21 protein-coding genes are annotated in these 26,252 nt (G+C 51.3%); 12 read left to right on the top strand and 9 right to left on the bottom strand.

Going from position 1 to position 26,252, the window contains the following annotated elements; translation table 11 throughout:
- Positions 1 to 35 precede the first annotated feature (35 nt).
- From JWZ98_RS14855 to JWZ98_RS14830, 5 genes are all read left to right on the top strand, one after another.
- Positions 36 to 3,962: a PAS domain S-box protein gene (locus JWZ98_RS14855; protein ID WP_205450683.1), complete on the top strand. Its 3,927-nt coding sequence runs from the start codon at positions 36 to 38 to the stop codon at positions 3,960 to 3,962.
- A 557-nt stretch (positions 3,963 to 4,519) separates the two neighbouring features.
- Positions 4,520 to 5,446: a LysR substrate-binding domain-containing protein gene (locus JWZ98_RS14850; RefSeq protein ID WP_171695860.1), complete on the top strand. Its 927-nt coding sequence runs from the start codon at positions 4,520 to 4,522 to the stop codon at positions 5,444 to 5,446.
- Between the two features lie 231 nt (positions 5,447 to 5,677).
- Positions 5,678 to 6,193 carry an RNA polymerase sigma factor gene (locus JWZ98_RS14845; RefSeq protein ID WP_205450682.1) on the top strand — a complete coding sequence of 172 codons (516 nt, stop codon included), beginning with the start codon at positions 5,678 to 5,680 and terminating at the stop codon, positions 6,191 to 6,193.
- Between the two features lie 68 nt (positions 6,194 to 6,261).
- Positions 6,262 to 7,521 carry a FecR family protein gene (locus JWZ98_RS14835; protein ID WP_240348003.1) on the top strand — a complete coding sequence of 420 codons (1,260 nt, stop codon included), beginning with the start codon at positions 6,262 to 6,264 and terminating at the stop codon, positions 7,519 to 7,521.
- Between the two features lie 226 nt (positions 7,522 to 7,747).
- Positions 7,748 to 10,192, top strand: coding sequence for a TonB-dependent receptor (locus JWZ98_RS14830; RefSeq protein ID WP_205450681.1), 2,445 nt, complete (start codon positions 7,748 to 7,750; stop codon positions 10,190 to 10,192).
- 717 nt (positions 10,193 to 10,909) lie between these two features.
- On the opposite strand, the gene JWZ98_RS14825 is transcribed toward JWZ98_RS14830, so the two are convergent.
- Positions 10,910 to 11,149, bottom strand: coding sequence for a type II toxin-antitoxin system RelE/ParE family toxin (locus tag JWZ98_RS14825; RefSeq protein ID WP_205450680.1), 240 nt, complete (start codon positions 11,147 to 11,149; stop codon positions 10,910 to 10,912).
- A 15-nt stretch (positions 11,150 to 11,164) separates the two neighbouring features.
- Positions 11,165 to 11,437 (bottom strand): type II toxin-antitoxin system ParD family antitoxin, encoded by a 273-nt coding sequence (locus tag JWZ98_RS14820; protein ID WP_205450679.1) that lies wholly within the window; start codon positions 11,435 to 11,437, stop codon positions 11,165 to 11,167.
- Positions 11,438 to 11,733: 296 nt separating this feature from the next.
- Between JWZ98_RS14820 and JWZ98_RS14815 the strand changes: the two genes are divergently transcribed.
- Together JWZ98_RS14815 and JWZ98_RS14810 are read left to right on the top strand one after the other, a co-directional pair.
- Positions 11,734 to 11,976, top strand: a complete 243-nt coding sequence (locus JWZ98_RS14815) for a DUF2281 domain-containing protein (protein ID WP_033155290.1) — start codon at positions 11,734 to 11,736, stop codon at positions 11,974 to 11,976.
- Positions 11,976 to 12,374, top strand: a complete 399-nt coding sequence (locus JWZ98_RS14810; protein WP_033155289.1) for a type II toxin-antitoxin system VapC family toxin — start codon at positions 11,976 to 11,978, stop codon at positions 12,372 to 12,374. Before JWZ98_RS14815 ends, JWZ98_RS14810 begins: the two co-directional genes overlap by 1 nt.
- Positions 12,375 to 12,383: 9 nt before the next feature.
- Here the strand turns inward: JWZ98_RS14810 and JWZ98_RS14805 are convergent, their stop codons facing one another.
- Together JWZ98_RS14805 and JWZ98_RS14800 are read right to left on the bottom strand one after the other, a co-directional pair.
- Positions 12,384 to 13,805, bottom strand: a complete 1,422-nt coding sequence (locus JWZ98_RS14805) for an Nramp family divalent metal transporter (protein ID WP_240348002.1) — start codon at positions 13,803 to 13,805, stop codon at positions 12,384 to 12,386.
- A 121-nt stretch (positions 13,806 to 13,926) separates the two neighbouring features.
- Entirely contained in the window at positions 13,927 to 14,889 is a 963-nt protein-coding gene (locus JWZ98_RS14800) for an AraC family transcriptional regulator (protein WP_205450678.1), read from the bottom strand.
- Positions 14,890 to 15,209: 320 nt separating this feature from the next.
- On the opposite strand from JWZ98_RS14800, the gene JWZ98_RS14795 reads away from it, so the two are divergent.
- Positions 15,210 to 15,668, top strand: a complete 459-nt coding sequence (locus JWZ98_RS14795) for a hypothetical protein (protein WP_101055302.1) — start codon at positions 15,210 to 15,212, stop codon at positions 15,666 to 15,668.
- A 12-nt stretch (positions 15,669 to 15,680) separates the two neighbouring features.
- Positions 15,681 to 16,241: a hypothetical protein gene (locus JWZ98_RS14790; RefSeq protein ID WP_033155286.1), complete on the top strand. Its 561-nt coding sequence runs from the start codon at positions 15,681 to 15,683 to the stop codon at positions 16,239 to 16,241.
- Between the two features lie 98 nt (positions 16,242 to 16,339).
- Here JWZ98_RS14790 and JWZ98_RS14785 read toward each other — a convergent pair whose 3' ends face one another.
- Positions 16,340 to 16,546 carry a DUF1289 domain-containing protein gene (locus JWZ98_RS14785; RefSeq protein WP_033155285.1) on the bottom strand — a complete coding sequence of 69 codons (207 nt, stop codon included), beginning with the start codon at positions 16,544 to 16,546 and terminating at the stop codon, positions 16,340 to 16,342.
- 420 nt (positions 16,547 to 16,966) lie between these two features.
- On the opposite strand from JWZ98_RS14785, the gene JWZ98_RS14780 reads away from it, so the two are divergent.
- Positions 16,967 to 19,366 (top strand): TonB-dependent receptor, encoded by a 2,400-nt coding sequence (locus JWZ98_RS14780; protein ID WP_240348001.1) that lies wholly within the window; start codon positions 16,967 to 16,969, stop codon positions 19,364 to 19,366.
- 297 nt (positions 19,367 to 19,663) lie between these two features.
- Here JWZ98_RS14780 and JWZ98_RS14775 read toward each other — a convergent pair whose 3' ends face one another.
- A complete protein-coding gene (locus JWZ98_RS14775; RefSeq protein WP_205450676.1) occupies positions 19,664 to 20,212 on the bottom strand; it encodes a hypothetical protein in 549 nt (182 codons plus the stop codon).
- Between the two features lie 262 nt (positions 20,213 to 20,474).
- Between JWZ98_RS14775 and JWZ98_RS14770 the strand changes: the two genes are divergently transcribed.
- A complete protein-coding gene (locus JWZ98_RS14770; RefSeq protein ID WP_205450279.1) occupies positions 20,475 to 21,542 on the top strand; it encodes an IS630 family transposase in 1,068 nt (355 codons plus the stop codon).
- Here JWZ98_RS14770 and JWZ98_RS14765 read toward each other — a convergent pair.
- From JWZ98_RS14765 to mtnA, 3 genes are all read right to left on the bottom strand, one after another.
- A complete protein-coding gene (locus JWZ98_RS14765) occupies positions 21,539 to 21,916 on the bottom strand; it encodes an HNH endonuclease (RefSeq protein WP_205450675.1) in 378 nt (125 codons plus the stop codon). The genes JWZ98_RS14770 and JWZ98_RS14765 overlap by 4 nt on opposite strands.
- Before the next feature lie 757 nt (positions 21,917 to 22,673).
- On the bottom strand, positions 22,674 to 23,417 hold the full coding sequence (gene cysZ / locus JWZ98_RS14760; protein WP_205450674.1) for a sulfate transporter CysZ: 744 nt from the start codon (positions 23,415 to 23,417) through the stop codon (positions 22,674 to 22,676).
- Complete coding sequence (gene mtnA, locus JWZ98_RS14755) at positions 23,411 to 24,448, bottom strand: S-methyl-5-thioribose-1-phosphate isomerase (RefSeq protein WP_205450673.1); 1,038 nt, start codon at positions 24,446 to 24,448, stop codon at positions 23,411 to 23,413. Before mtnA ends, cysZ begins: the two co-directional genes overlap by 7 nt.
- 401 nt (positions 24,449 to 24,849) lie before the next feature.
- Between mtnA and JWZ98_RS14750 the strand changes: the two genes are divergently transcribed.
- A complete protein-coding gene (locus tag JWZ98_RS14750) occupies positions 24,850 to 26,172 on the top strand; it encodes a TRZ/ATZ family hydrolase (RefSeq protein ID WP_205450672.1) in 1,323 nt (440 codons plus the stop codon).
- Positions 26,173 to 26,252: the final 80 nt, after the last annotated feature.

The following is a 26,252-nucleotide window of genomic DNA, read 5'->3' as shown; positions in this document are numbered from 1 at the left end:
CGCTACCGACCTAATATTCGCACCGAGGATTGCCTATGCAAGCTTTGTTTTCGCCCGCTGTGGCGCTGATGAATCGATTGAGTTTCAGCAAGAAGTTTGTGGTGATAGGTTTTCTGTCGTTGCTGGCGGTTGCCGTGGTGTTTTACGCTCTTTATCAAAGTCTGAACCGGGTGATATTGGATTCAGAGCGCGAGCTTCAGGGACTGTTACAAATCAAGCATATTACGCAGACCATGCAATCTGTGCAGCAGCATCGCGGCATTACCGTGGCGGTGCTCGGCGGCATAGAGAGTTTGCGCGATAAACTTGACGTATCGGAAGCCAAAGTTGCTGCGGCCTTATCGGCTTTGGGGCCAACGCTGGCGGCGGATTCGTTGACCGCTTCGGCATACGCGGATATAAAAAACGATTGGGAGCAACTCCGGCAAAACGCCGCCAACCAAAGCATTGAAGAAAGCTACCGCTTACACAGCCGTTTGGTCGAGAAGTTATTGGATTTAGAAGAACTGATTGGCGAGGAATCCTTGTTGTTCACCGACTCGAATCTGGATTCCTACCATCTGATCATGCTGGTAACCGAGCAAATGCCAAAGGCCCTGGAAGGCGTTGCGCAATTGCGTGCGTATGGCATTGGGATACTGGCCAAAAAGCAGATTAGCGCTCAGGAAAAAATCGAAATTTACCTGATTAAGGACAGAATCGAATCCGGCATCAGGGTCATTGAAGAAACGACTCACGACTTTAAACGCTATAAACCGGAATTGCACCCGATACTCGCCACCACCAGGGAAAATATTGTCAACGCAGCCAGGCTGATTACTCAGCATGTGATTGCCGATATTGTGGAGGAAAAATTCGCCATCAATCCGGAATACTTTCATTCCACCGTTACCTTAGCGGTGGATACAGCGTATGCGGAAATTTACGACAGTTTTATCCCGGCAGCCGAACAACTGATCGAGGCCAGAATTGGCGTGGCGAAAACCACGCTCGCGCTGAGTATCGGCATCCCCGGCTTTATATTTATGCTGATCATTTACTTTGCGATTGGCGCGCATCTTGCGGTGAGCCGATACGTGGAGAGGCTGGCGAAAACCGCAAAGGCGTTTGCCGGCGGCGACTTTCAGCAAAGAATGCCGTTAACCCTGCGTGATGAAATCGGGCAGGTTGCGGAGAGTTTTAACGAAATGGCCGATGGTTTTGCGGCGCTATTGGCCGCGAGGCGCGAGGACGAGATCCGCATCCGCAGTATTGTCGACACCGCATTGGATGCTTTGGTGCAGATGGACGCCGATGGTTTTATCAATGGCTGGAATCGCCAGGCCGAACAAATATTCGGTTGGCCGGCCACCGAAGTTTTGGGCCGCTTGTTGCATGATGTGATTATTCCGGAGCGTTACCAACAAGCTCATCAGCAAGGTATGCGGCGCTATTTGGACACGGGGCGAGGAACGGTCTTGAACCAGCGAATTGAAGTGGTGGCGCTGCACCGCGACGGGCATGAGTTTCCGATTGAATTGGCTATCACCCCTAATAAGTTGGGAAATGCCATCGAATTTAGCGCCTTTATCAGAGACATATCCGCGCAAAAACAGGCGATACACACTTTGCAAGCCAGCGAACAGCGCCATCGGGCCCTGTTCGAATCTTCGCGGGATGCGCTGATGACCCTCAGTGCCAGCCGTGGCTTTATCTCGGTTAACCCGGCGGCACTCAGTCTGTTTGCTTGCCGGGATGAACAAGAGTTTTTAGCGCAAACTCCGGCTTCATTGTCGCCGGAATACCAGCCTGATGGCCGATCATCCAATGAGTTGGCGAGTGAAAAGCTTAAGCTGGCTATCGCCAATGGCTCGGTTATCTTCGAATGGCTGCACAAACGTTTAAACGGCGAAACTTTTTACGCCGAAGTGCAACTCAGCAGGGTGGAGATCGACAGTGAAATTGTAGTGCAGGCCACGGTGCGCGATATTAGCGAAAACAAACGTGCCAAGGCGGCATTAGTCACCAGCGAAGCCAGAACAAGAGCGGTGCTGCGGACTATGTCCGATGCCGTTGTGTTGATTGATAGCAAAGGCATCATGCTGCTGGTTAACGATGCCATCGGCGATTTGTTCGGCTACGAGGAAGACGAGTTATTGGGGCAGAATGTGAAGATGTTGATGCCGGAGCCTTACTATTCCGAGCATGACGGCTATTTAAGCCGGCATCTGGACAACACCAAGGAACGCGTGATTATAGGCCGGCGGATCGAGGTGGAAGGCAAACGTAAAGATGGGCTGCTGGTGCCGATAGAGTTGAGCGTCAACGAATTGATGGACGACTTTGGTAGTACATACATCGGCGTGATGCGCGACATCAGCCATCGCAAGGCGGTAGAGCAGGCGCACGAAGCCGCGCGTTTGGAGGCCGAACATCTGGTGCATATGAAAAGCGAGTTTCTGGCCAATATGAGCCATGAAATTCGTACACCGTTAAATGCGATTATCGGCTTGGCCAAAATGAGCCTGCGCGATAATTCCGGGCAAAAAATGCAGGAAAACAGCGCTCGTATTTACGATGCCGGCATGCATTTGCTCAGTGTGGTCAACGACATTTTGGATTTCTCCAAAATTGAGGCCGGCAAGATGACCTTAGACGAGCATCCGTTTCGCCTGGATGCGTTGATTCAAGATGCCATCAGCCTGGTGGATATGCGTGCCAAGGAAAAGCAACTCGATCTAATAGTGCATCGTCCCCAAGATTTGCCGGAATGGGTGAACGGCGACCCGTTGCGACTAAGGCAGATTTTGGTCAATTTATTGTCAAATGCCGTGAAGTTTACCGATCAAGGCTATGTCAGCCTGGAAATTTATCGGCAGAAAGATATGACGGACATCAGCGTGACAGACAGCGGTATCGGCATGACCGCCGAGCAGATTGGCCGTCTATTTACCGCTTTTCAGCAAGCGGATAACTCTACCACCCGTAAATTCGGCGGCAGCGGCTTAGGTTTGGCAATTAGCCGGGATCTGGCCAACTTGATGGGAGGCGATATTGTCGTCAAAAGTACGTTGGGGACAGGTAGCAAATTCACTTTGACTGTGCCGCTACCGGCGACGGATGCCGGTGTCGAGCATTCGGCCAATTATCATCAGGACAATGGCGGACGCTTGCGCGGTTTGAGAATATTGGCCGCGGAAGACGTGGCTTTAAATCGCTTGGTGTTGGAGGATTTGCTGAGCCACGAAGGCGCGCAGGTGACTTTTGCGGAAAACGGTCAACAGGCGCTGGATCGCCTGGACGAAGCCGGCTATACCTGTTTCGATGCGGTGCTGATGGACATTCAGATGCCGGTCATGGATGGTTATCAGGCTGCGCGGCGTATTCTGGAAATCGCGCCGGATTTACCTATCATCGGTTTGACCGCACACGCCATGCCCGAAGAGCGGCAGCGCTGCCTGGAAACGGGCATGCGGGAGCGCGTTACCAAACCCATTGATGCCAACGCCCTGGTCGGTGCGTTGCGGCAGCATGTGCCCATCAGCAAGGTGTCTGATCACGCCAGCGGAAAGGGTGGTGCTGCCGAGGTAATTGAAATTCCGGAAGCGGCAAATGAGGCTATGGTGGCGGTAGCGACTGAAGGCTTGATCGATTGGGAGGCCTTACAGCAGCGTTTTGACGGTCGTCAGGCCTTTATACACAAGTTGATCGACAACGCCTTGGACGGCGCGCAGCAGGCTAACGTCGATAAACTAAGGTTGGCCGCTGAGCAGCGCGACTATGCCGCCATTAAATTTGTCGCGCATAATTTGAAAGGTTTTGCCGGTATTTTCGAGATTCAGCAAATACAGAACTTGGCGCAGCAAGCCGAGGTGGCCGCCAAGGATCAGGCCGAAGAAGCGATGGTACTGGCCGAAGGTTTGGCCAATGCGCTGGAAACGACTCTGGCGGAGTTGCAGCGTAAACGGACTGTCGCTGGTTAGGGTAACTCCGAAACTATTTTGCCATCAGCCAATTCGTCCGCAGCCTCTGAGCGGCCGCTTCCGCGGTAGTGGCGAAATTTAAGGGGCGGCCGCTCGTCATCATCACAGGTAAGAATTTCCCGGTCCTATATTGCACACCGTTATCCCTTTCGTATCCTCAGGGGCATAAAGGCTGAGCTCGTTGAAGCTCCGGCTGGTTTGCATTCCGCAGGTTCTGTGCCCGCAAGGGCATTAAGGCGAACGGTAGTTAGTGGCGGGGTTAATAATCATCGCTTGATTGCCCCGATGTGCTCAGACTGGTGGCGAAAAAAATGGCGGGTCTATGCAACCCGCCATCAAAACATCCCTGTCGCTAGGAGGAGGTTTGCCTCTCACTAACAAAAGCCGACAAAATCACCTGGTCGATTTGTCATGTTAATGAACGGAACCTCTAAATTAAAACGATATAATGTGATTTTTATATCGAAAGAATAGATTGTCATTGCAACGTCGAATTACAGTATAGGTTAGTAATAAAATTTTGCTTTGAATCCCGGAATTTTTTTAGGAGCACGCCTATGAATCTTAATCAATTGGAATTGCTGCGAGTTTTGCAGGAAACCGATTGCAACTTGAGCAAAGCCGCAGAAAAAATGCACGTGGTGCAGTCGGCGGTCAGTCGGCAACTCCAGTTGTTTGAAATAGAAGTGGGCTCGCCGCTGTTCGTCAGACAGGGAAAAAAGCTGACGGGTCTGACGCCCTTGGGCGAAAAGATCATGGAAGAAGTGGATTTAATCAATCAGGCTAAAAAAAATATCCAACTGATTGCCGACGACTTTCTGGAAAATAGTAACGGCACCTTACGGATAGCGACTACTCATACGCAGGCTAAATATTTACTGCCGGAACCGATAGGCCGGTTTAGGCGCAAATATCCGGGCATTAAAATCTATATGGTGCAATCGTCGCCGGATAATCTGATTAATTTGTTACATAGGCATCAAGCCGACATCGCCATCTGCACCGAAAAACTGGACGAAGACGACAAATTAGTGGTCAAGCCCTGTTATCACTGGCATCACGTTGCCGTGGTGCCACTCGGTCACCGGCTGGCGGAAGGCGAAATAAGCCTGCAACGGCTATCAGCTGAGCCGATTTTGACTTACACCCCTGGTTTTACCGGTCGCTCGACGATAGAAAAAGCCTTTCATAACGCCCATTTACCACTGGATATTACCTTGGCGGCGGCCGATTCCGACGTGATAAAAACCTATGTGCGTTTGGGAATGGGCGTGGGGATAATTGCCGGTACGGCTTACGAAGCCAGCAAGGATGCCGATTTGGTTGCCCTAGACCTGTCGGGCTTGATACCCAGTTCCACAACTAAGATTGCTTACCTGAAACAACTGTACGTACCCAATTACTGTCGATATTTTATCGATGAATTGCTGGCGGAAGCCGCGCGGAAAAGCAGGGAAAGAGGCGAGGGATTTGACGAATGTTAAGCTGCCGGACCATGGCTGCGGGCAGCTCGTCTCTGTCGGCTGGGTGTAGTAAATGTGTGTGAAAAGGGGTGCTAGACCAGCTTTATTTAACATAGTTTAATAAAAAGCTATCGGATTTGGCGTCTTGCCAATTTTCTAGCTGTTTGATTGCGCAAAATATTTCTAGTCCGGCTTTAAATTTGCTGGTTACTTTCGGTTTAAGCCCTGATACCGAAACCCTTAAGCCGGCAAATGTCTTTTCCAGTCCATCAATCTCTCCAAGAGCTATACGTCAGTTGCCACGGCGAATTGGAGACTGTGCTGTATTCGCGTGTACGCTGCCGGGAAACCGCCGCCGACATTTGCCAGGAAGCGTTCGTGCGCTTATGCCGCAGCGAGGACTTGGGTAACGTCGGCAATCTAAAAGCCTATCTGTTCCGTACCGCGCAAAACCTGGTGATTGATTACTATCGCAGTCAAACCGTGCGCCATGCTACGCTGGTGTCATGGCCGGACGATACGCCGCCGGAAGTGGAAGACCTGCGCTGCGCGGAAACTGTGGCGCTGGGCGAGGAGGATTTGGACCGCCTGATCGAGGGCATGAGCAGCCTGTCCCCGTTGTGCCAACGCATTTTTTACCTGAACCGCTTCGAAGGCTTGAAGCAGTGCGAAATCGCCGAAACGCTTAACATCTCCCTCCGCACCGTCGAAGAGAACATCAAAAGGGCATTGCTGCAATGTGCTAAAACCTTGGATGGATTCGAATAGCGTTTGCGGTTTGGGCCTCCGGCCTCGTCTATGATATATCTCGCCCACCGTTTAAGCAGGAATTAACCATGTCCACCGAATCGATGCCGGATAATGCCGAGCGTTTGCTGGAACAGGCTTGCGCTTGGTTAAGTAGACTGCATTCGGGTGAATTTCCCTTGTCCGCGCGGCAAGAGCTGAATGCCTGGCGTGCCGCTGACAGCGCCCATGAACAAGCGTGGCAACGCGCCCAAGCGCTGTGGGCCGGTTTGGGACAACTGCGTGGCCGCCGCATTATTCCCGGTGCGCAACCCTTGCCCGGGGAGGGAAGCTTAACAGCCAAAATACAACCCTCTCCCTCTGGGAGAGGGCAGGGTGAGGGGATGCAAATTAATTTTATTCCGACCACCACCCTCTCGGTAATTGATCCCGACATTACCCTATCTTCTGTATCGATGCAGTCGTCCCGAGAAGAAAGCGAGCTTTTACGACAGTCTCCAGGGCAAGGTGGCAGGCAAGCGCAGGCAGCGGATGTGCTGGCTGCAAGTCCGGTTGCCATGCTGGATTCCAGCCCGCGCGCGAGTAACCGTCTCAGGGATTTTTCAGGCGGTGTTGACAATCGATCGCGCCGCCGACACCGTGGTCGGATCTTTGGTTTGGCGGTAGCTTGCTGCGCATTGCTGGCTACCACGTTGACTGTGCTGTATCCGCCGGCATTCTGGGGCGCGGACTATTCGACTGGTAAGGGCGAGCAGCGTAGCGTGACTTTGGCCGACGGTTCGCGGGTGATGCTTAACACCGCCACGGCCCTTGCCATCCACTTCGACGCCGGCACGCGCCGGGTGGAGTTATTAGCCGGCGAAGCCTTTTTTGACGTGGCTAAAAATCCGCAACGGCCGTTCGTGGTCACTGCCGCCGGCAGCGAAGTGCGGGCGGTGGGCACCGCCTTCGCCGTAAAGCGACAATCCGAGCAAACCGAGGTGGAACTGGTCGAAGGGATTGTTGAAATACAAGACGGGCAGCAACACCAAGAACGCCTGACGGCCGGGCAGTCCGCGTCGATAGGCGCCAACAGCATCACCCTAAAAAGCGCCGGTCATCCGGACAGCATGGCGCTGTGGCGCGATGGCTATCTGCAATTCGACGGCTTGCCGCTAAGCGATGCCATTGCCCAAATCAACCAATACCGTCCCGGCCGCGTCGTGTTGCTGAATACCGCGCTGGCTGACAAGCGCATCAGCGGCCTGTTTCGCTTGGACGCGCTGGATCAAGCCATCGCCAGTTTAAAAGCCGCCATCCCGGCGCTGCAAATTGTCAGCGTCACGCCGTATTTGGTCGTGCTGCGCTAGACCTTGTTACTTCCCCCTTTGAAAAAGGGGGACCGAGGGGGATTTAGTCTCAACTACTTAGGTAAACACTGCCCCGCTTTGCCATCGCCAATTCAATTTTCCATTGCCTATTTCCCCCAATGTAAAAAATTCAATGGCCGACTGATGTGGGTTTTCAAAAAGTTTCCGTCTTAACTAACACCAGCCCAATTGCTGCCGTGTAACCAGACCGAAACCAGGAGAATCCATGTCCAACGCAAAGTATTGCAATCCCTCAGCCGGCAAGGGTCGGCGCCATGCTGCCAAAGCCGCCTTGCTCGCGGCGCTGATCTCGCAAACCGCCCTCGGCGATGCCGGCAGCAAACACCATTTCGACATCCCCGCCCAGTCGCTGAACCAGGCCTTACTGATGTTCGGCAGGCAAAGCCAGCAACAACTGGTGTACGGCACCGACATCGCCGACAACCTGCGCAGCCGTAACTTGCAAGGCGACTACACCGCTGACGAAGCGATCAGGATTTTATTAGGCGACGCGCCGCTGCAAGCCGTGACTACCGGCGAAGGGGCTATCACCTTGCAGCCCCGAGCAGCGGAACTGCACAACAATCTGGGGCCGCAGACCATGCCGGCGGTGCAGGTGGTGGGCAAGGCGGCTTATGATTCGACTGATCCTTATAATCCGGATTACAGTTTGCCGAACGCAATGACGGCGACTAAGACGGATACGCCGATTATGGAAACGCCTATGTCAATAAAAGTCATACCCCAACAGGTGTTAAAAGATCAACAGGTTGTTTCTATCGATCAGGCACTACGTAATGTTAGCAGTGTTACAAACGGTGCGGAAATCAATAAACAGTTCTTCATTCGGGGATTCGAGACTTTCAATTACTACCGAGACGGTTTTCCTTTTATCAATAATTGGCACCACACCGAAGAGCTTGCCAATATTGATCGAGTTGAAGTTTTAAAAGGGCCTGGCTCAATTCTTTATGGACGAGCCGAGCCTGGCGGGATAATTAATTTTGTTACCAAACAGCCATTGGATACGCCGTACTACAGCCTTCGTCAGCAATTCGGCTCTTATAATCATTATCGGACAGATATTGATGCTACAGGGCCATTGACTGAGAATAAGGACTTGGCCTATCGGATAAACTTTGCTTATCAGGCTAATGACTCCATCACCGAATTTGCGGGTGGTGAGAGAACATTTGTCTCGCCAATGTTGCGATGGAATATTTCCGATAAAACTGTTTCAACGTTTAAATTGGAATACAGCAACATCAAAACATTCGGACGAAATCTATTACTGCTAAATTCGGATGGATCACAGATTGGAGGAGGCAATCGTCGCCAAAATCTCAGCGACCCATGGGATTTTAGTGAAGAGGAATACATCATGTTCGCCATGAATACCGATCATCGATTTAACGAAAACTGGACGTTGCATCACCGTTTTAACGCCAGTTTCAGTGAGCAAACATTGCGCCAGATCAATGCGACAGGGCCGGTCGCCGCAAATGGTGATGTCAGTAGGTTTTTCTTTCAGCAAAATGCCAATGGTGATGATTATTTTAATAATTTTTATAACTCGCTGGAGTTAAGCGGTAAATTTACTACTGGAGATTTCAAGCATACGCTATTAATCGGCGGATACTACATGCGTACGGATTCCAGAGCAACAATGGGGCCTGTGTTTGGCTTTTCGCCTTCAGGCACCAACATCAATAACCCTTTTCATTTTACAGAAGCACCCGCTATCACTCAGTTTAATACATTCGGTTATACACAACCTTGGTTTGGAGTATATGGCCAAGACCAAATTGAACTGCCCTATCATGTACATTTATTGGCCGGGTTGCGCTATGACAATGCCGAAACCGGTGGCGATTCGGCTTTCGGTGCTTTTGGAGACAACACCAAAATCATTAATCCGACTATTACCGATGATCGCGTTTCGCCCCGAGGCGGCATACTTTGGCAAGCATTACCTGAGCTATCGCTCTACGGCAGCTATACCGAAAACTTTGGCGCCTCTAACGCCGCTTATGTTACTCAAAATGGAGAACGCTTATCGCCTCAAACGGCACAACAATGGGAGACCGGGGTAAAAACTGAATTATTCGATGGCCGTTTCACAGGGACTCTAGCGTACTATGATTTGAAGAAACAAAATTTACCCATGCAGGTAACACAAGCAGGCAACTCTTTTCGAGCTGTCGGCGAAGCAGAAAGTCGCGGTATCGAGCTAGATTTTAGCGGAGAAATTCTGCCTGGGTGGCGGGTGATAGGCGCTTATTCCTATATGCCGTTTGCCAAGACATTGAAGGACTCCGAGACAGCCGGCACCATCGGAAAACGCCTACATAATGCTCCTGAACATAACGGTAATTTATGGACTACCTATGAATTTCAAGATGCTAGCCTGCATGGGTTAAAACTAGGAGCTGGCTTGCAAGCTGTCAGCCGTCGCGAGATTGGTTTCACTGAATCCATCAAAGCACCTGGCTATGCAACACTGAATCTGATGGCTAGTAAACTTTGGAAAGTCGGCGATACTCGTGTCACAGCCCAAATAAATGCCGATAACCTGCTCGATAAAACCTATCTGGGTGGGCTCTACACCTTTGGAACAGCAGTTTACGGCGCGCCAAGAACATTCGTTGGTTCTATTAAAATTGAATATTAATATTTACCATAGATTCAACAATATAAACCCGCGTAAGGCGTAAGTCGGCAGGCGTTCCGCCGTATGTTGATCATGACTCACAGAGATGTGAGGAATGCAGAGATTGCAGGAGCAAAGGTCTATTTATTCGCCCAGCCCGCGCTCTGTTTATAGCAATCAATCGAGTTCAATTTCGGGACAGTTAGGCTGTGTAGGGCCTGAATTGTGTCGGGAGACGTGGACCTCAAGCCTTGTAGCCTGGCGTGAATGGTGTTTTGCCATTCGCAAAAGCTTCGTCGGCTTGGGCGCAAACCAAAATGCCTTGGCCGCAAGGCTTTTAGCTTGATTCGCAAGGCTATGGTGGCTCGTTCCCAAGCTTAAATGCCTGGCAAGGATAGCAAATGACTGCGTGCGCAAGCTTTAGTTGCCTTGAACGCAAGGCTTTTAGCTCGATTCGCAAGGTTATGGTGGTCCGCTCGCAAGCCTAAAAGCCTCGCGAGGATAGCTAAACACCGCGTGCGCAAGCTTAGTTGCCTTGCGCGCTAGGCTTTGAGCTTAATTCGCAAGGCTATTTATGTTCACGCGCAAGCTTTAATGTCTGGCGAGGATAGCGTAAAGCTTTGTGCGCGAGTCTCAATACCTTACGCACAAGGCTAAAAGCCATAACGCTACACCAATGTGCATTGGCGATTAGATCACGTTGGGTAAATCCCTGGCGCCATGAATGACGCGAACTATCTACACGCCATCGGTTAGGGTTCTGTAAAGGATAAGGTATTTGCCCGATATAAAATACCGTAGCTCGGGTGCAATATCCGGACGGTAACGACCCATCTGGGGATTGTCTGCCAGCATGATGAAACGTTGTTCCATATCATCCAATACTCTATCAGCCGCAGGAGGATTGTCTTGGGCAATGTAGAGCCATATCTCAATTAAATCTTCTTCCGATTGAGCAGTACGCTGGACGCTACCCATGGATAGTTTGCCGTACTATTTAGTGGATGATGCAAGGCGTTTTCTGGCCTCCATCTTAATGGCATCCATATCGGTAAATTTTCCAGAGCCGCTATCAATACCTGTCTGCCAAAGACTTTTCAGTTCTTGAAGTTCACTTTGTTGCAACAACCGTTTAGTTTTCCAGTCACGCAATGCTTCACGAATGAGTTCGCTGGAACTGGCGTATTCACCGCTTTCAACACATTGCCGCAATATAGTCGCCATTTCGGGTGTTAAAGCGATAGATATTTTTTCGACGTTGGCCATATTTATTACCTCCAGCGATGATGGTAGTAATGTTTCACACTATCTGCAAATGATTCTTGAGCATCTACCGGCTTTGGGTTTTGGTCTGCAACCTAAGCTCTGTTGGCTAGATCCATACGCTAATTCCTCGCAAGTTTGGATGGTGCGAATACTACCAAGCCCTCAATAGATCGCGTTTTAGCAAATTCCCTTTGTGCTTCTTACGAATTTACGTTATAGGTTTAGGCTTGTAGCTGCCAGTACTGGCGGATAGGATATTCTTAGACGTGATACCGACTTAGCTCAGGAAATAACCAATGAACCTAGCCGAAACTATTTATAAACACAGTTTAAATCTCCCGGAATCGGCTGCTCGCGAAGCCTTGGATTTTATCGAGTTTCTGGAGCAACGTTATTCAATGGATCAGCCGCAAACAGAGCAGAAGAACGATACAGCGGCCTTTCTGGCTGCATTGGCTGGTGGTTTAAGCGAAGATTTTCCGGATGATATTAGTGATGCCGATTTAGGAACTGACACACTCAGAGAGACTTGGGACTGATGGCTTACTTATTGGATACCAATGCTGCAATTGCACTGTTGAAGGAAAATCCAAACTTGCTTAATCATGTTCGTCACGTAGGTAGGACATCATTAAAACTGTGTGCGCCTGTCGAAGCGGAGTTGTGGTTCGGTGTGGCAAAAAGCGTTCGGCAAGAACAAAATCGCTCCCGCCTGCTTACGTTATTAGAATGGGTACCAAGCTTACCCTTTGCAGGCCCGGCAACACAGCGCTTTGGTGAGATTCGGGCCTTTTTGGCTAGTCAAGGGACACCCATAGGCCCGTATGATTTGCAGATTGCTGCTATCGCTGTTGCCAATGACTTAACGGTTATAACGAATAATACCCGGGAATTTCAGCGGGTGCCGGGTCTCAAATTAGAGGATTGGCTGTCGTGACGAACCGGCTCAAAGTTTAAGGCTGGCTTTTAAATACAACAATGCCAACAGCAAATACACCACAAAGCTTAAACCCAACAGCCACGGCTTACCTTTAGGCCTGGCCCATGCCGGTAAGTGCGGCGGCAGCATTTTGTGGTTGATCAGATACAACGCCACCGGGAACATGATGGTGCCGCCGAAGCCGATGATCGCGCTGGTTAAAATTAGCGGGCCGGGGGCGTCGAGTTGCATGGTCAGCGAGGTGATGAGCGTCAGCAAGCCCAAAAAAATGTAATACCAGCGCCGGGCCGGCAGACGGCGGCTTTTCGGGAACAGGGTCAAAATAATATCGGTCTGGATACGGCTGACCGCGTCGGCGGTGGTCAGCCAGGTGTCGGTTAAAAACGCGGCCGCCACCACCAAAAACAGTAAGCGGCCGATCTCGCCCCAACTCACTGCAAAAAACTGGCTTTGCACCACTGCCAGTTCGTATTCCTGCGGCAGCAAACCTTTCGGAAACAACAGCGCATAAGCCAGCAGGCAGGTCATCAGCGTGGTGAGTAGATTGCCGACAATCCCAACCAATATGTCCGCGCTTAAAAATCGCCGCCAGGTCGACCAGTTTTTCGCGCTTTCCGCTTCGTCGGCGGGCAGGAAGCCGTCGCTCAATACCGCTTCTTCTGCACCTCCCAAGCCGGTGATGCGGCCCACCAGGCCGGCCATGCCCGCGCCTTTGTCGCGTAACCAGTAGGAATAAAACAAAATCCAGAAGCCACCCAAGCCGGCGAAGGTGATAGCCGTTAGTAATTTGCTGGCATCGCCGCTATCCCAAGCGCGCGGCATGTCGCCGACCGGGCCGAGCAGGCCCATGCTGAATTCCGGCAACGCCTTTAACACATCGCTTTGCAAGCATGCGGATAACAGCCCGACCACGGTGACCACCGCGACCAGTTTCATGAAGCGTTCTATTAAGGTGTACACCACGCCGCTGGCGAGAATGGCCGTCACGAACACCGCAATCGAGGTGTAGCCCCAAAACAGGCTTTGCCCGCGTTGCGTCCAGCCTTCCGGCCAGTGGGTCAGTTCCGCCATTGCCGTGCCGCCGGCCGACGCAAACGCCCCGAACCACAAGAACGACACGGTCATCAAAAGCCATAAAAAAATCCCAAAGCCGCGATGCAAACGAATAAATCCGTGGAAAATGCTTTCGCCGGTCAGCATGGTGTAACGGCCAATTTCCAGGTTCAACGGATATTGCAGCAAACAGGCCGGGACCAGCAGCCATAAAAAGGTCAGGCCATATTTGGCAATCATGTAAGGCCACCAGATCAACTCGCCGCTGCCTTGCGCTAGCGCCATCCACACCACGCCGGGCCCAAGCGCCGCCCACCAACCGGGGAAGGCTGGGACACTTTGGCGGGGGAGGGATTGCAAGTCGGTATTGTTCATGGTTTGCAAAAATGAAAGCTTTGTTGGAAAAGCCGCCATTTCCGCAAATTTGCTTGGATTTGGCAAATCCGGTTAACAATAGGGTGGATGTTACTGGTGGAAATGGGAAAACCAGGGGTTTTCAGCGTTTCTTGGAAATTTGTTTGGGTGAGACGCCAAAATGTTTACTAAAAGCCAGGCTGAAGTTGCTGGTGTGCCTGTAACCCACCATCTCTGCCACCAAGCTGACGGGTTGCCTAGTCGACGCCAATGCGCGATAAGCATGCTGCATTCTGATCTCGGTCACTACGCCATAAGGAGAATTATTAAAATAATGTTGGAACAGATTTTTTAACTTGAATGGAGTGATGCCCAGGGTTTTTGCCAGGTTTTCCAGTGAGGGTGGATCTTGGTAATGTAGTTCGAGGATCTCTCGAGCTTGGTCAGCCATGTGCCGGCTGGCTCGGTCGAATCTGGAATAAGCGTATTTTTCAGGTCGGCACAGTCCGTTAAGTTCTCTAGCCAGTATCGTCATGACATGGCCGTTTAATGTTAGCGGTGCTAAAGGGGCGCTGAGGTCGCATCCCAGTAATTGCCGGGCAGAAATCATGCTTTGAGTGTGGCTTGGCCGGCTGCTTAACAGTTGCAAGGCATTGTTCCGGAAGAAAAATGCCGATTCGTTTTCGCCCAAATAACGGTCCATCCAGCGCTTGCCGATTGAAAAACGCAGTTGCTTTATAGGCTGATTTGCTTGGTACCGGCGTTCGCCGTGACTGCTGTCGAAACTGGTAATCGTGGTATGGCCTGCGCTGAATGTCAGCTCCTGCTTGTCGCTGCCGATGAAGCGGGTGTGACCGGTTATCCCAAGCGTTACTACCAGGCGTGGTTCGCCGAAATCGATTTTGCTGGTGATCGCCAGATCGTGCAGGGGGTGATAGGTCGTTTCTATGTAACTCAGGGACGGATCGAGCTGAAAAATTAGCGATCTGCCCTCGCCAAGCTGCGAAGGTAAGGATTGACGCCAGCAATGTTGTTGCTGACCGGGTTGCATAGATAATTCGTCACTGTGCAGCCTTTTGTATCCTGCCTTTTTTCTGTTGGTCATGTCGTGAAATGTCCTTGGCCTGGAAAATTTGCCCACCTCTTTTGGGCATACGACTTACTTTTACAATAATTTGTGACATAACACTAATTTTTAGCATAAATCGGTTTGAATCGGTCTGCTTTACCGGACGAATTGGATGCGTGTTTTCTCTTATCTTGTTGTTTTATATGTTTTACTAAATCGGTGGCATAGGGATTGATAGGTAGTTTTGGGTTGCTTCCCTACTTAAGCCTCAGATTGCGCGGAACCGCAATCAGCAGGAATGATTAGGGGTAATTCGCCAATCACAAAATAACTATCAAGATTTTCGAGAGGACACGATGAAAAACTATAAATACCTGCTGTTAGCCGCAACGCTGGGACTATCTACACAAGTTCAAGCCGCACCAGGTTGTAGCGCCGCTAATTTGAACGGCAGCTATGTGCTGTATCAAAACAGCGTAGCGCTGGCTAATCTGCATACCGGACGTTGTGAAATTACGGTTCTTAACGGCGTAGTTGGCGGTTCATGCGCATTCACTACCACGCAAAGCGGAGTGATTACCCCTGGTTTCGCCGGCCCGGTCAGCGGTACCGCCACCATGAACACCGATTGCTCGGCCGTGGCACAATTAGATTTTTCGCCGGCGCCGAACGTCACCGTGCAATCATTCTTTGATTTGCAATTTACCCCGGACAAACAATCGTTTATCGGGCAATGGACCAATAATTTCGGCTTATTGGGCACCTCCTCCGGCACCCGTTTTTCCCCGTTCCTGCCCTCCACACCCGCGCAATAAGGCCTGCTGATTATGACAACTAAATCTATAAAGCTGGCCTTGGCGGTTGCGGCCGCATTATTGGCGCCCGGCGCTAACGCGGCGGTTTACAATTTTGTGCAAACCGGTTTTGACGACGGGGCGACCATTTCCGGTAGTTTTACCGTGAATGACGCCAATCACTCCGGGCAAATTAACGTGGGAAGCGCCAATTTCGGGATGAATTTCAATGAAATCTCGGCGTTTTCTTTGTCGTTCTCGGGTAACTCTATCGTCGCTGCGTTTACTCATAACCTGGCTGATTTGTCGGCGATGGTCTACAACCTCAACAGCCCGTATCTCGGCGACGAGATTAACGGCGCGCAACAAGAACTGATTGCCACCAATTACTTTGGCACCACTGGCTTTGATTATTACAGCGGCATGGGCTTTGGCGGTTTCGGCGGCGCGGTATTCGATAAAGCCAACAATGCAACATCTTACAGCTACGAATTGGTGTCGGTAACGCCAGCCGCCGTGCCGGTTCCTGGCGCAGTTTGGTTGTTTGGATCGATGCTGGCCGGGTTTATCGGTATGAAGCAGCGCAAAGCTTGATAGCCGGTTGCAAGGCTTGGTTAGCAAAAACGCCCGTTAAGGGCGTTTTTTTTAATGATCGTTTCTTGTTGAAGTGGGGCGCAATCAATTCGCAACGGTCAGGCGGTTTTTTGCAGCTTTTTCAAAATGCTTTTGCTGATCCGTTCCACAAAGTCTTCGGGATTTTCGTAGTCATGCTCCCGGATAAACTCCACGACCGATGTCACCAATTTTTTGGTGTCGGTGATTTCCTGGTGCGATCTGCCGCAACCGCCGCAGTGGGTGCCTTCGGATGTGCATTGGTCGATACAAGGTTGGTATTTCATAGAGTGTTCTCAAAGGTTAATGGCTAAATGAAGATTATTGTAAGTGGCGGCAGTGAGTTACCGCAAAACTTAACGCTAACATTGGGTCTTTCGATTCTGATGTTTGGCAAATTGCTGTTTACGTTGTTTTGATTACTGTGGTCATGGCAGCATAAGTTATTGAAATTCATCAAATATTAAGTTAAATAACATAGTTCAATAACTTGAATTAAATAATTCTAATATTACAATATAGTTTGCTTTAATTTGTTATAGCTAATTGACCGCTTCAGGCTTCCGGCTGTAGTCAATCATAAAAACTGTTTCGACATTTCACAGAATTCCAGCTTTTTTGATGGTTTCAAGGGCCGAAAAGTCTTGATGATCTTGGTAGGGAGCAATAGCAAATTGACGTTATTTTTGACTTTCGAAAGGCGAATTATGAAAAAAATCTGCACAGACAATCAACAAACGGTCCGGCACGTCCCCTCGTCAGTAACAACAGGTCTCGGCTTATTGGGTTTGTTGGCGACTGGCATGCTGCCTCTCGGCTTTAGCTCGGCGGTTAGCGCTGATGACACAATCGAAAACTCCCTGGCTGATGAAGTGGTACTGGAAAAAGTCATCGTCACCGACAAGTTTCCAGGGGTAAAAGCGTTAAATGCTTCAGACATGGAAGCGGATATTCTCACCAGCAAGCGCGCGGCGGTCAGCGATACCGCCAAATTGCTGGAAGACACGCCGGGGGTGAGTTTATACGGCGCCGGCGGCGTCTCCAGCTTGCCGGTGATACACGGTTTGAACGATGATCGGGTGAAAATCGACATCAATGGTATGACGCTGACCTCGGCGTGCGCCAATCATATGAATCCGCCGTTGTCATATATTGACCGCAGCAATATCGGCAAGATCACCATTTTGACCGGGGTGACGCCGGTGAGCTTGGGCGGCGACAGTATCGGCGGCACGATTTCCGTGCAAACGCCCGATCCGGTGTTTGCCGAGCCGGGCAAGGATATTTTGCTGGACGGCAGCGTGTCGTCGTTTTATCGCAGCAACGGCGATGCCTTCGGCGGCAGTATCGCCGCCGGCTTGGCGACACAAAACGTGCGGCTGGACTATACCGGCTCGCACACCGAAAGCATGAATTACAACGACGGCAACGGCCAGATCGTCAAATCCACCGCGTACGAAAATCAAAACCATTCGGCGGCCTTATCCTTCAAAACCAACAAGCACTTGGTCGTGATCCGCGGCGGTCAGCAGCATATACCGTTCCAGGGTTTTCCGAATCAACGGATGGACTTGACCAATAACGACAGCATCTTCGGCAACATCATGCACAAAGGCAGTTTCGATTGGGGTTCTCTGGAGAGCAAATTCTATTTCGAAAGCACGCAGCACAGCATGGATATTGGCGAGGACAAGCACAGCCAGTTTCTCGACGGTACCGTCAGCGGCGGCTCGTTCGCGCCGCCCAACGATCAGATGCCGATGGAAACCCGCGGCCGCAATCTGGGTTATAAAATCCAAGCGGAAATTCCGTTCAACAAGCGCGACACCTTCCGCGTCGGCAACGAATATCACAGCAACAAGATCAACGATTATTGGCCGGCGGTACACACCAATACCAGCATTGCCGCCAACAATACCGACGCCCGTAGCGCTTACTGGATGATGGCGCCGGAAGCGTATTTGAATATCAACAATGGCGAACGCGACCGGGTGGGATTTTTCGGCGAGTGGGAAGCCAATTGGGATTCCAAATGGCGTAGCTTGTTGGGTCTAAGGTACGACCACACCACCACCAACACTGGCGCTGTCCAGCCCTATAACCCCGATTTAATCAACACCGGTCCGACACGTACGGTGGATAGAGCCGGGGCGATTACGGCGCTCAATGCGGCTAATGCTTTCAACGCCCGCGACCGCGAGCGCAGCAACGACACCTTCGATGTGACGGCCCTGGTGCAGTTCACCCCTAACGACATGAGCCAATACGAATTGGGTTACGCACGCAAAAACCGCGCGCCTAATTTGTACGAGCGCTATGTTTGGGGTGCGCGCAATATGGATATGGCGATGATAGGCTGGCATGGCGACGGCAACGGCTATGTCGGCAGTATGGATTTGACCGAGGAAACTGCGCATACCGTCAGCTTGACCGCCGCATTCCACGAACCGAAAAACAATCTGTGGGAGATCAACGCGACGCCGTATTTCACTTACGTCAATAACTTCATCGACGCCGACCGCTGCGTCAGTGCCTCGACGGCGGCGGCCAGCGGTTGCAAAGCCACGCCGCAAACCGCTACTAACAGCTTCGTCTATTTGCAATACGCCAATCACGATGCTCGGCTGTGGGGGATGGATGTGTCCGGTCGGGCGCGGATTTATAAAGATCCAACCGTCGGCGAATTTGCGACCCACACCACGATGAGTTATGTGCGCGGCGAGCGCATGGACGGCGGCAATCTGTATCACATGATGCCGTTCAACATGAAACTGAGCCTGGACCACCGCCTGCATGACTGGCAAAGCGCGATAGAAATGCAGTTTGTCGATGGCAAAGACGATGTGCAGGCCATCCGTAACGAGACCGAGACCGCTTCCTACATTCTGCTGAACGCCAGAACCGGCTACGAGTGGGGTAAAGTGCGTTTTGATGTGGGTCTGGATAACGTGCTGGATAAGCAGTATTACCATCCCTTGGCTGGTGCTTATTTGGGCGACCGCTATGGCATGAATCCGACCGCGCCGGCCAACGTCACCGTGCCCTGGGGCAGAAACATCGCTGGCATGGGCCGCTCGGCGTTTGTGGGCTTGACGATCAAGTTCTGATACCGGGTGTGAGAATCAGTGAAAATTGATTGAACGAAGCTATTTGATTGTTGTGTCACGACCCAGGCGGGTTTTGACACAATGATTGGAAAATCGCGGGCTTTTAGCCTTAATCGGTATTCATCTTTGCGGCATGCATGGTGCTTTTGTGAGTTTGGGGTGGGGCAAGTCTCGGCCAATTTTCGACCTTCGCTGTTGACTTCTGAATGCCCGGTTTGTGTCATAAATTGCTTGTTTAACACCTGGCTAAGGGGCGCGGAGCGCGCCCCTTTGAGCCAATTGTTAGCGCATTTGTACTCACATCGATAGCCTAAATCGCTCAATAGTCTGCCCGATTACTTTCTCAGGTTCACCGCCGACCGACTTTGCCAAAAGCATTGCCTTGATATCTTCATCATTCAAAACCAGTATCATTTTTTTGTTAGCCATCCATTGTTCTCTTATGGTTAGGTCGGCACTTTTATTTGCGCCTGCTCTTGTAACAATAATGGCGAACATGCCGGCACCATGAGTTTTAAGGTAATTTGCAATCTGTAATACTTGATTCTTAGAGATTGCCCCTTTGTAGTTCTTTGCATCTACAACAATATAATCAGCCGAATATTTAATTCTTAGAAAATTCCAAAATCCTTGATCAGAGTAGTTTGGAAGTATCCAGTCGCGACGATTAATTTTATCTTGGTCTGCAGATTCTGAAATGGGAGCTTCAAGTGGCGGACAAAATAAATGCTCTAAAATTTGACCAACAAGCTTTTGATAGTCTGACCAGTAATCTTTACCTGGCTGACATGTCTTTAACTTTTCTATAAATTCTTCCTCCGTAGTCTTTTTGGGAGACGGAGTCATTGAGGACAGGAGCATTTGAAATATGGGATGCCTAGTACTCCTGATTTCGTTTTGGAAACGTATTGCCAATTCATGTGCATCCCAATGAACAATTCGATGGGAGCTAAGTGCGGCCTTTTGTTCTTCAGACAAAAGGCCAGGAAAGGCAAGAACGTAGTAGTCGAAGGATGTTACCTCCTTATAGGCTTTGATTTGATTTATGGCCTGATGAAGTCTAGTGCTTAGTTGCGTTATTAAGCGCTAATAATGTAATCTTGTAGGGATGTCACGAGTAGCCCCAAAAATTGAGTGTTCCGCGGAAGTACGGGCAGAGTTAGAGCGGCGCGCAGCGAGCCGAACGGAAGAAGCTCGAATGGTCGAGCGAGCCCGAATGATTCTGGGCTGTCTGGATGGCGCGCAAGTCCAAGCGGTTGCCGCGCAATGCCGAACGCGAGCCAATACAGTCATCAAGTGGCGAAACCGCTTTATGGCTCAGGGGCTTTTGGGGCTGTCAGACGAACCTCGGCCGGGCGCACCGAAGACGTATGATGAGCATTTTCGACAGCGTGTCTTGGCAATCCTTGAACTGCCACCGCCAAAGGGACAAGCCGTCTGGGATGGTCCCGCTGTAGCTAGGGCCCTGGATAGTTCGGTTTACGCGGTTTGGCGCGTGCTCCGTAAGGAAGGGATTTGTCTGCAACGACAGCGATCCTGGTGCGTCAGTACCGACAAAGAATTTGCGGTAAAGGCGGCGGACATTGTTGGCTTGTATTTGAGTCCGCCCGAGAATGCCTTAGTCATCAGTGTCGACGAAAAACCCAGTATCCAAGCGCTGGAACGAATGACCGGGTACGTTGAAACCGACAGTGGCAAGATCGCGCGCGGATTCCAGAGCACCTATAAGCGTCATGGGACACTGAATTTGTTTGCAGCTCTGCAGGTCGCAACCGGTAACATCATCGCCCAGATAACCGAAACGAAGCGGCGTGAAGATTTTCTCGGGTTCATGGACACGATTGTTGCCGAGACGCCGGCTGGCCAAGAGTTGCATGTGATTCTGGACAATTACTGTACCCACAAAAAATGCGACGCCTGGCTGGCTCAGCATCCGAATGTCCATTTCCACTTTACGCCCACCTCAGCCAGTTGGCTGAATCAGGTGGAAATCTGGTTTGGCATCCTGTCGCGCAAAGCTTTACGCGGCGCCAGTTTCCAAAACATCGCAGCCCTGCGGCAAGCGATTGAAGACTTTATTGCCGCTTACAATCCAACGGCTACACCTTTTCGATGGCGGAAACGCGAGGTCCGCGGTGCGCAATTACGAAATACTATCGCTAACTTACGGAATTAAGCACTAGCTGGGGTAAATGCTGATGCATTTTTGCACTCAATCAGCCAACTTTTTCCATCTTGAGATTTTGCTGTAATATCCGCCCGAAATGGTTTTTCACGCGATAGCCTCTCCTCCATGCGAATATCATGAAACGCATTAGAGTTGTCCAGTATTCTCGAAAGGTAATGATTAAACTCAATTTCAGTAAATTGACGGTTTGCGATAGTTCGATTGCAGTTTGGACATAACAAAGTGAGATTACTTTCATCATCCGTGCCACCAGAAGACAAAGGGACAATGTAGTGGATCTCGAGAGGAACGCCAGTAGCTCCGCATGCTCGGCATTCACCATCAAACTTTTTACTTAGTCTATCTTTGCGATTATTTGGCATATGAATTTAATTTAGCGCTAACTAGGGGCTGTTGCCGTTTTACATAGGTAACCAAATGAAAGCGCAGGCCAGGACCGTAGGGCGGATAAGCAAAGCGTCATCCGCCGTTAATGCATCAATTATCCGGTTCGCCCACCTCGAACGGTGCCAAATCTAACCCTGCCCAATTTAATGGATAAACATCCATCTTGACCAAGCGGTGAAAACTTGAATACGGCCAATCTTTAACCGCTGTCGCCCAACCATGCTTGACCGGATTATGATGAATATAATCCATATGTGCCGAATAGCCGGCGTCATCGATAATGGTATGCTCCCAAAAACGGCGTTGCCATATGCCACGCTCGTGGCGCTTTATTCTGGTTGCTGAACGATATTCGGTTTTAGGGATTGCTTTCGAAAAGGCTTTTTATCGCCCGCCATCGGTTGGAATATAGATCGTCACCGGCCGGTAATGTCCAAATCGCATGCATATGATCAGGCAAAACCACCCAGGCATCGATATACCCATAGGGCACAAGTAAAATGGCTGCTTTTCCCGTACCACTCGTACCGCTTCCCGTAACGCTACAATATGGTCGATCAACAGCATCGATTTCCGTTCGAGCAGGTTGACGGTGAAAAAATAGGTGCCACCAGGAATGCGATTGCGCCGATAGTTTGGCATGAAAAGAGTTTAACCGATTTGGCGGATGACGCTACGCTTATCCGCCCTACATACTATCCCGGTTTAGGCCGGGGTAGTTGGTGGCCGAGATTAGGCCGATTGCGGCTCGGAAGATTGCGCTTCGGCTAAACGGTACACATAAATCGTCGCGCCTATCACCGCCGCCTGGCCCATCAACAAATTGACGATAGGCAAGGTCAGCCCCAGGCCGGTCAGGCCGCCGAAGCTTAATACGCCCCAACGGGTCTGCTGCATGAATTGTTTCTGTTCCGGAAACGGCAGGCCGCGTTCTTCCAGCGGGTAGGCTAAAAATTCCATCGCGATGCCCCAGGCGGCAAATACCGCCCAGATAAAGGGTGCGATCAGATTGACGACCGGAATCAAAAACAGCAGCAGCAAGGGCAAGACGCGCAGCAACAGATAGCCGACCCGCCGCAGTTCGCCGAAAAACACCTTATCCCAAGGCAGTTCGGCTTTGACCACGCTGCCGCCGCTGATCAGTTGCAGCGTCTTAGCGGCTAGCTGGCTGTAATACGGCGCGGCGATCAGATTGGCAAACAGCGTGAAGGTAAAGAAGCCGATTACCAAAAAGCTGATAAAAAACAGCGGCCATAAAATCCAATTCAGCCAGGACAACCAGTCCGGGATAAAGGAATGAATCAAAGCCGATACCGAATGGTAGCCCAGCACGAAAGCGCCGGTGTACAACACCATATTGATGAACAAGGGTATCAACAGGTATTTGCGCAGTTCGGGGTGGGTGAGCATTTTCACGCCCTGCCACAAGCAGTTCAGCGCAAAGACAGGGTTATTGCCGCGCGGTATATTTAACATGGTGCCAAACTCCTTACCCCGTGCAGACCGGGGTCGATAACCACGCCGCGTTCGGTGACGATGGCGCTAATCAGGGCGGCTGGGGTGACGTCGAATACCGGGTTCCAGGCGTTCACCAACGAGCCTTTTTCTAAGTAACAATCTGGAAGCAATTCTTTGGGATTGCGTTGTTCGATTTCAATGCTGTCGCCGTTTTCCATGCTGAAATCGAAAGTGGAAGAGGGCGCGGCCACCATCATTTTTACCCCGTGCTGTTTGGCCAATACCGCCAGCGAATAGGTGCCAATCTTGTTGGCGACGTCGCCGTTGGCGGCGATGCGGTCGGCGCCGACGATGATCCAGTCGATTTTGCCGGATTTCATCAGCCAGGCCGCCGCCGAATCGGCGATCAGCGTAGCCGGGATGCCGTCTTGCGCCAATTCCCACACCGTCAAGCGCGCGCCTTGCAGCCAAGGCCGAGTTTCGTCGGCGTAGACGTTTTGCAATTGACCGCGCTTGTGCAAACTGCGAATCACGCCCAGTGCGGTACCGTATCCGCCGGTGGCTAAGGCGCCGGCATTGCAATGCGTTAGCACCGCCTTAGCATTGCCGATGACATCCGCGCCGCGTTCGCCCATCGCGTGGTTGGCAGCGATGTCTTCGGCGTGGATTTGCTCGGCCAATTGAGTCAATGCGACGACAGGTTCCGGCGGATTTTGCGCCAGCAGGCCGCGCATTTTATCCAGCGCCCAGAATAGGTTTACCGCCGTCGGCCGGGAGGCGGCGAGTTGCTGAATGTCTTGTTCTACAGCAGATTGCCAATCGCCGTTCGGATAATGTTGTATCGCCGATAACACCACGCCGTAAGCCGCGGCGATGCCTATGGCCGGGGCGCCGCGCACCCGCATCGAGGCAATGGCCTCGGTAACGCCGGCGGCATCGTTGTATTCGTCGTAGGCGATGGTTTCCGGCAGCAAGCGCTGGTCCAGCACTTTCAGGCTGTGTCCGCTCCATTGCAAGGCTTGTACGGAAAGTTTTTGCGTTGTAGTCATGATGATTTCGTCTAAATCTATATTTGAGGAGGTTATGAAATGCCCGGCAACTGCTACTTTTCCCTATGCGCTTGAGGTAAAAGCGCGGCCAATTTGCGTTGAAAAGGCAAATCAGATGCGGCGGTAGTCCGTTGTACGAGTGCTATTTTAAGGTGTTTTTGCACTTACTGCCGGGGGATATTGACTTCCCGTTGGCTGCGATCCGTGTAAATACAACGGCGGGGCGCTGGGTTTTCGCGCAGGCGAGACAGTACAGTGCCCCCGTCCCATTCCGGCATCATGACGTTCAGCAAAATTAAATTGGGGTGTGGGTCGGAGTGGGTGGCGGCCTGCGCTGTTCTCCGCAGGCGAGCAAGCCGGCTAACGAGGTATAATCGCCGCTTTGCATATCGGGAGAACCCATGCTGGTCGACCTTCTCATTCAAGCCCGTTGGATAATACCGGTAGAGCCGGCCTCCGCAATCCATGAGCATGCCAGTCTTGTGATAGATGACGGCAGAATTGTCGATTTGTTACCGACCGAGCAGGCCATGTCAAAGTACCAAGCCCGACAGCTCGAAGTGCTGGATCAGCATGCGCTGATTCCGGGTTTGATTAACTGCCATACCCACGCCGCGATGTCCTTGCTGCGCGGAATTGCCGACGATCTGCATTTAATGGATTGGCTGCAAAACCATATCTGGCCGGCCGAACAAAAATGGGTCAGCGAAGCGTTTGTCAGAGATGGCACCGATCTGGCGATTGCCGAGATGCTGCGTTGCGGCACGACTTGTTTTAATGACATGTATTTTTTTCCGGAAATCGTCGCGCAGCAAGCCATGCAACACGGCATACGCGCCAATATCGGTTTGATCGTGTTCGATTTTCCGACCGTCTGGGCGGAAAACGCGGACGCCTATCTGACCAAGGGTTTGGCGCTGCACGAGCAACTCCGGCACGAAACTTTGATCAGCACCTCGTTTGCGCCGCACGCGCCATACACCGTGTCGGACGGACCGTTGCGTAATGTCATCACCTACGCCGACGAGATGAATCTGACCGTGCACATGCACCTACACGAAACCGCGCACGAAGTCGACGAGCAAAAAAGTAAAAACGGCCAAACGCCGCTACAGCGTTTACATGAACTGGGTTTGCTGACGCCATCGTTTATCGCGGTGCATATGACGCAATTGTCCAGCGAGGACATCCAACTTTACGCGGAAACCGGCGGCCACATCGTGCATTGCCCGGAATCCAATTTGAAACTGGCCAGCGGCTTTTGTCCGGTGGCGGCGTGTCTGGCTGCGGGTATCAATGTGGCCTTGGGCACCGACGGTGCCGCCAGCAATAACGATCTGGATATGCTGTCGGAAATGCGTACTGCAGCCTTGCTGGGTAAGGGGGTAGCAGGCGATGCCAGCGCGGTGTCGGCGACGACAGCGTTGGAAATGGCGACTATTAACGGCGCCAAGGCCTTGGGTTTGGACGCTGAAATCGGTTCACTGGTTATCGGTAAAGCTGCCGACGTGGTGGCCATAGATTTAAGCGAACTGGAAACTCAACCCTTGTTCAATCCGCTGGCGCAGATCGTCTATGCCGCCGGTCGGCACCAAGTCACCGATGTCTGGGTTAACGGTAAACAATTACTGCGCAAGCGCGAATTGACCTCGTTTGATGTCCCGGCGCTACGACAAAAAGTCACGCTTTGGCAAGAACGCTTACAAGAACGTCCATCGAATTAGCCGCTATTTTATTTGCCGCCCAGAAGCCGTGCTATAGGCCATTTAAGCCGTTGCACTGAGTTCAAAAACAGGGCCGGAAG

This window comes from Methylomonas sp. EFPC1 (assembly GCF_016925515.1).
GTDB lineage: Bacteria > Pseudomonadota > Gammaproteobacteria > Methylococcales > Methylomonadaceae > Methylomonas > Methylomonas defluvii.
The sequence above is the reverse complement of the archived record's forward strand: the minus strand, read 5'-3'. Positions and strand labels throughout refer to the sequence as shown.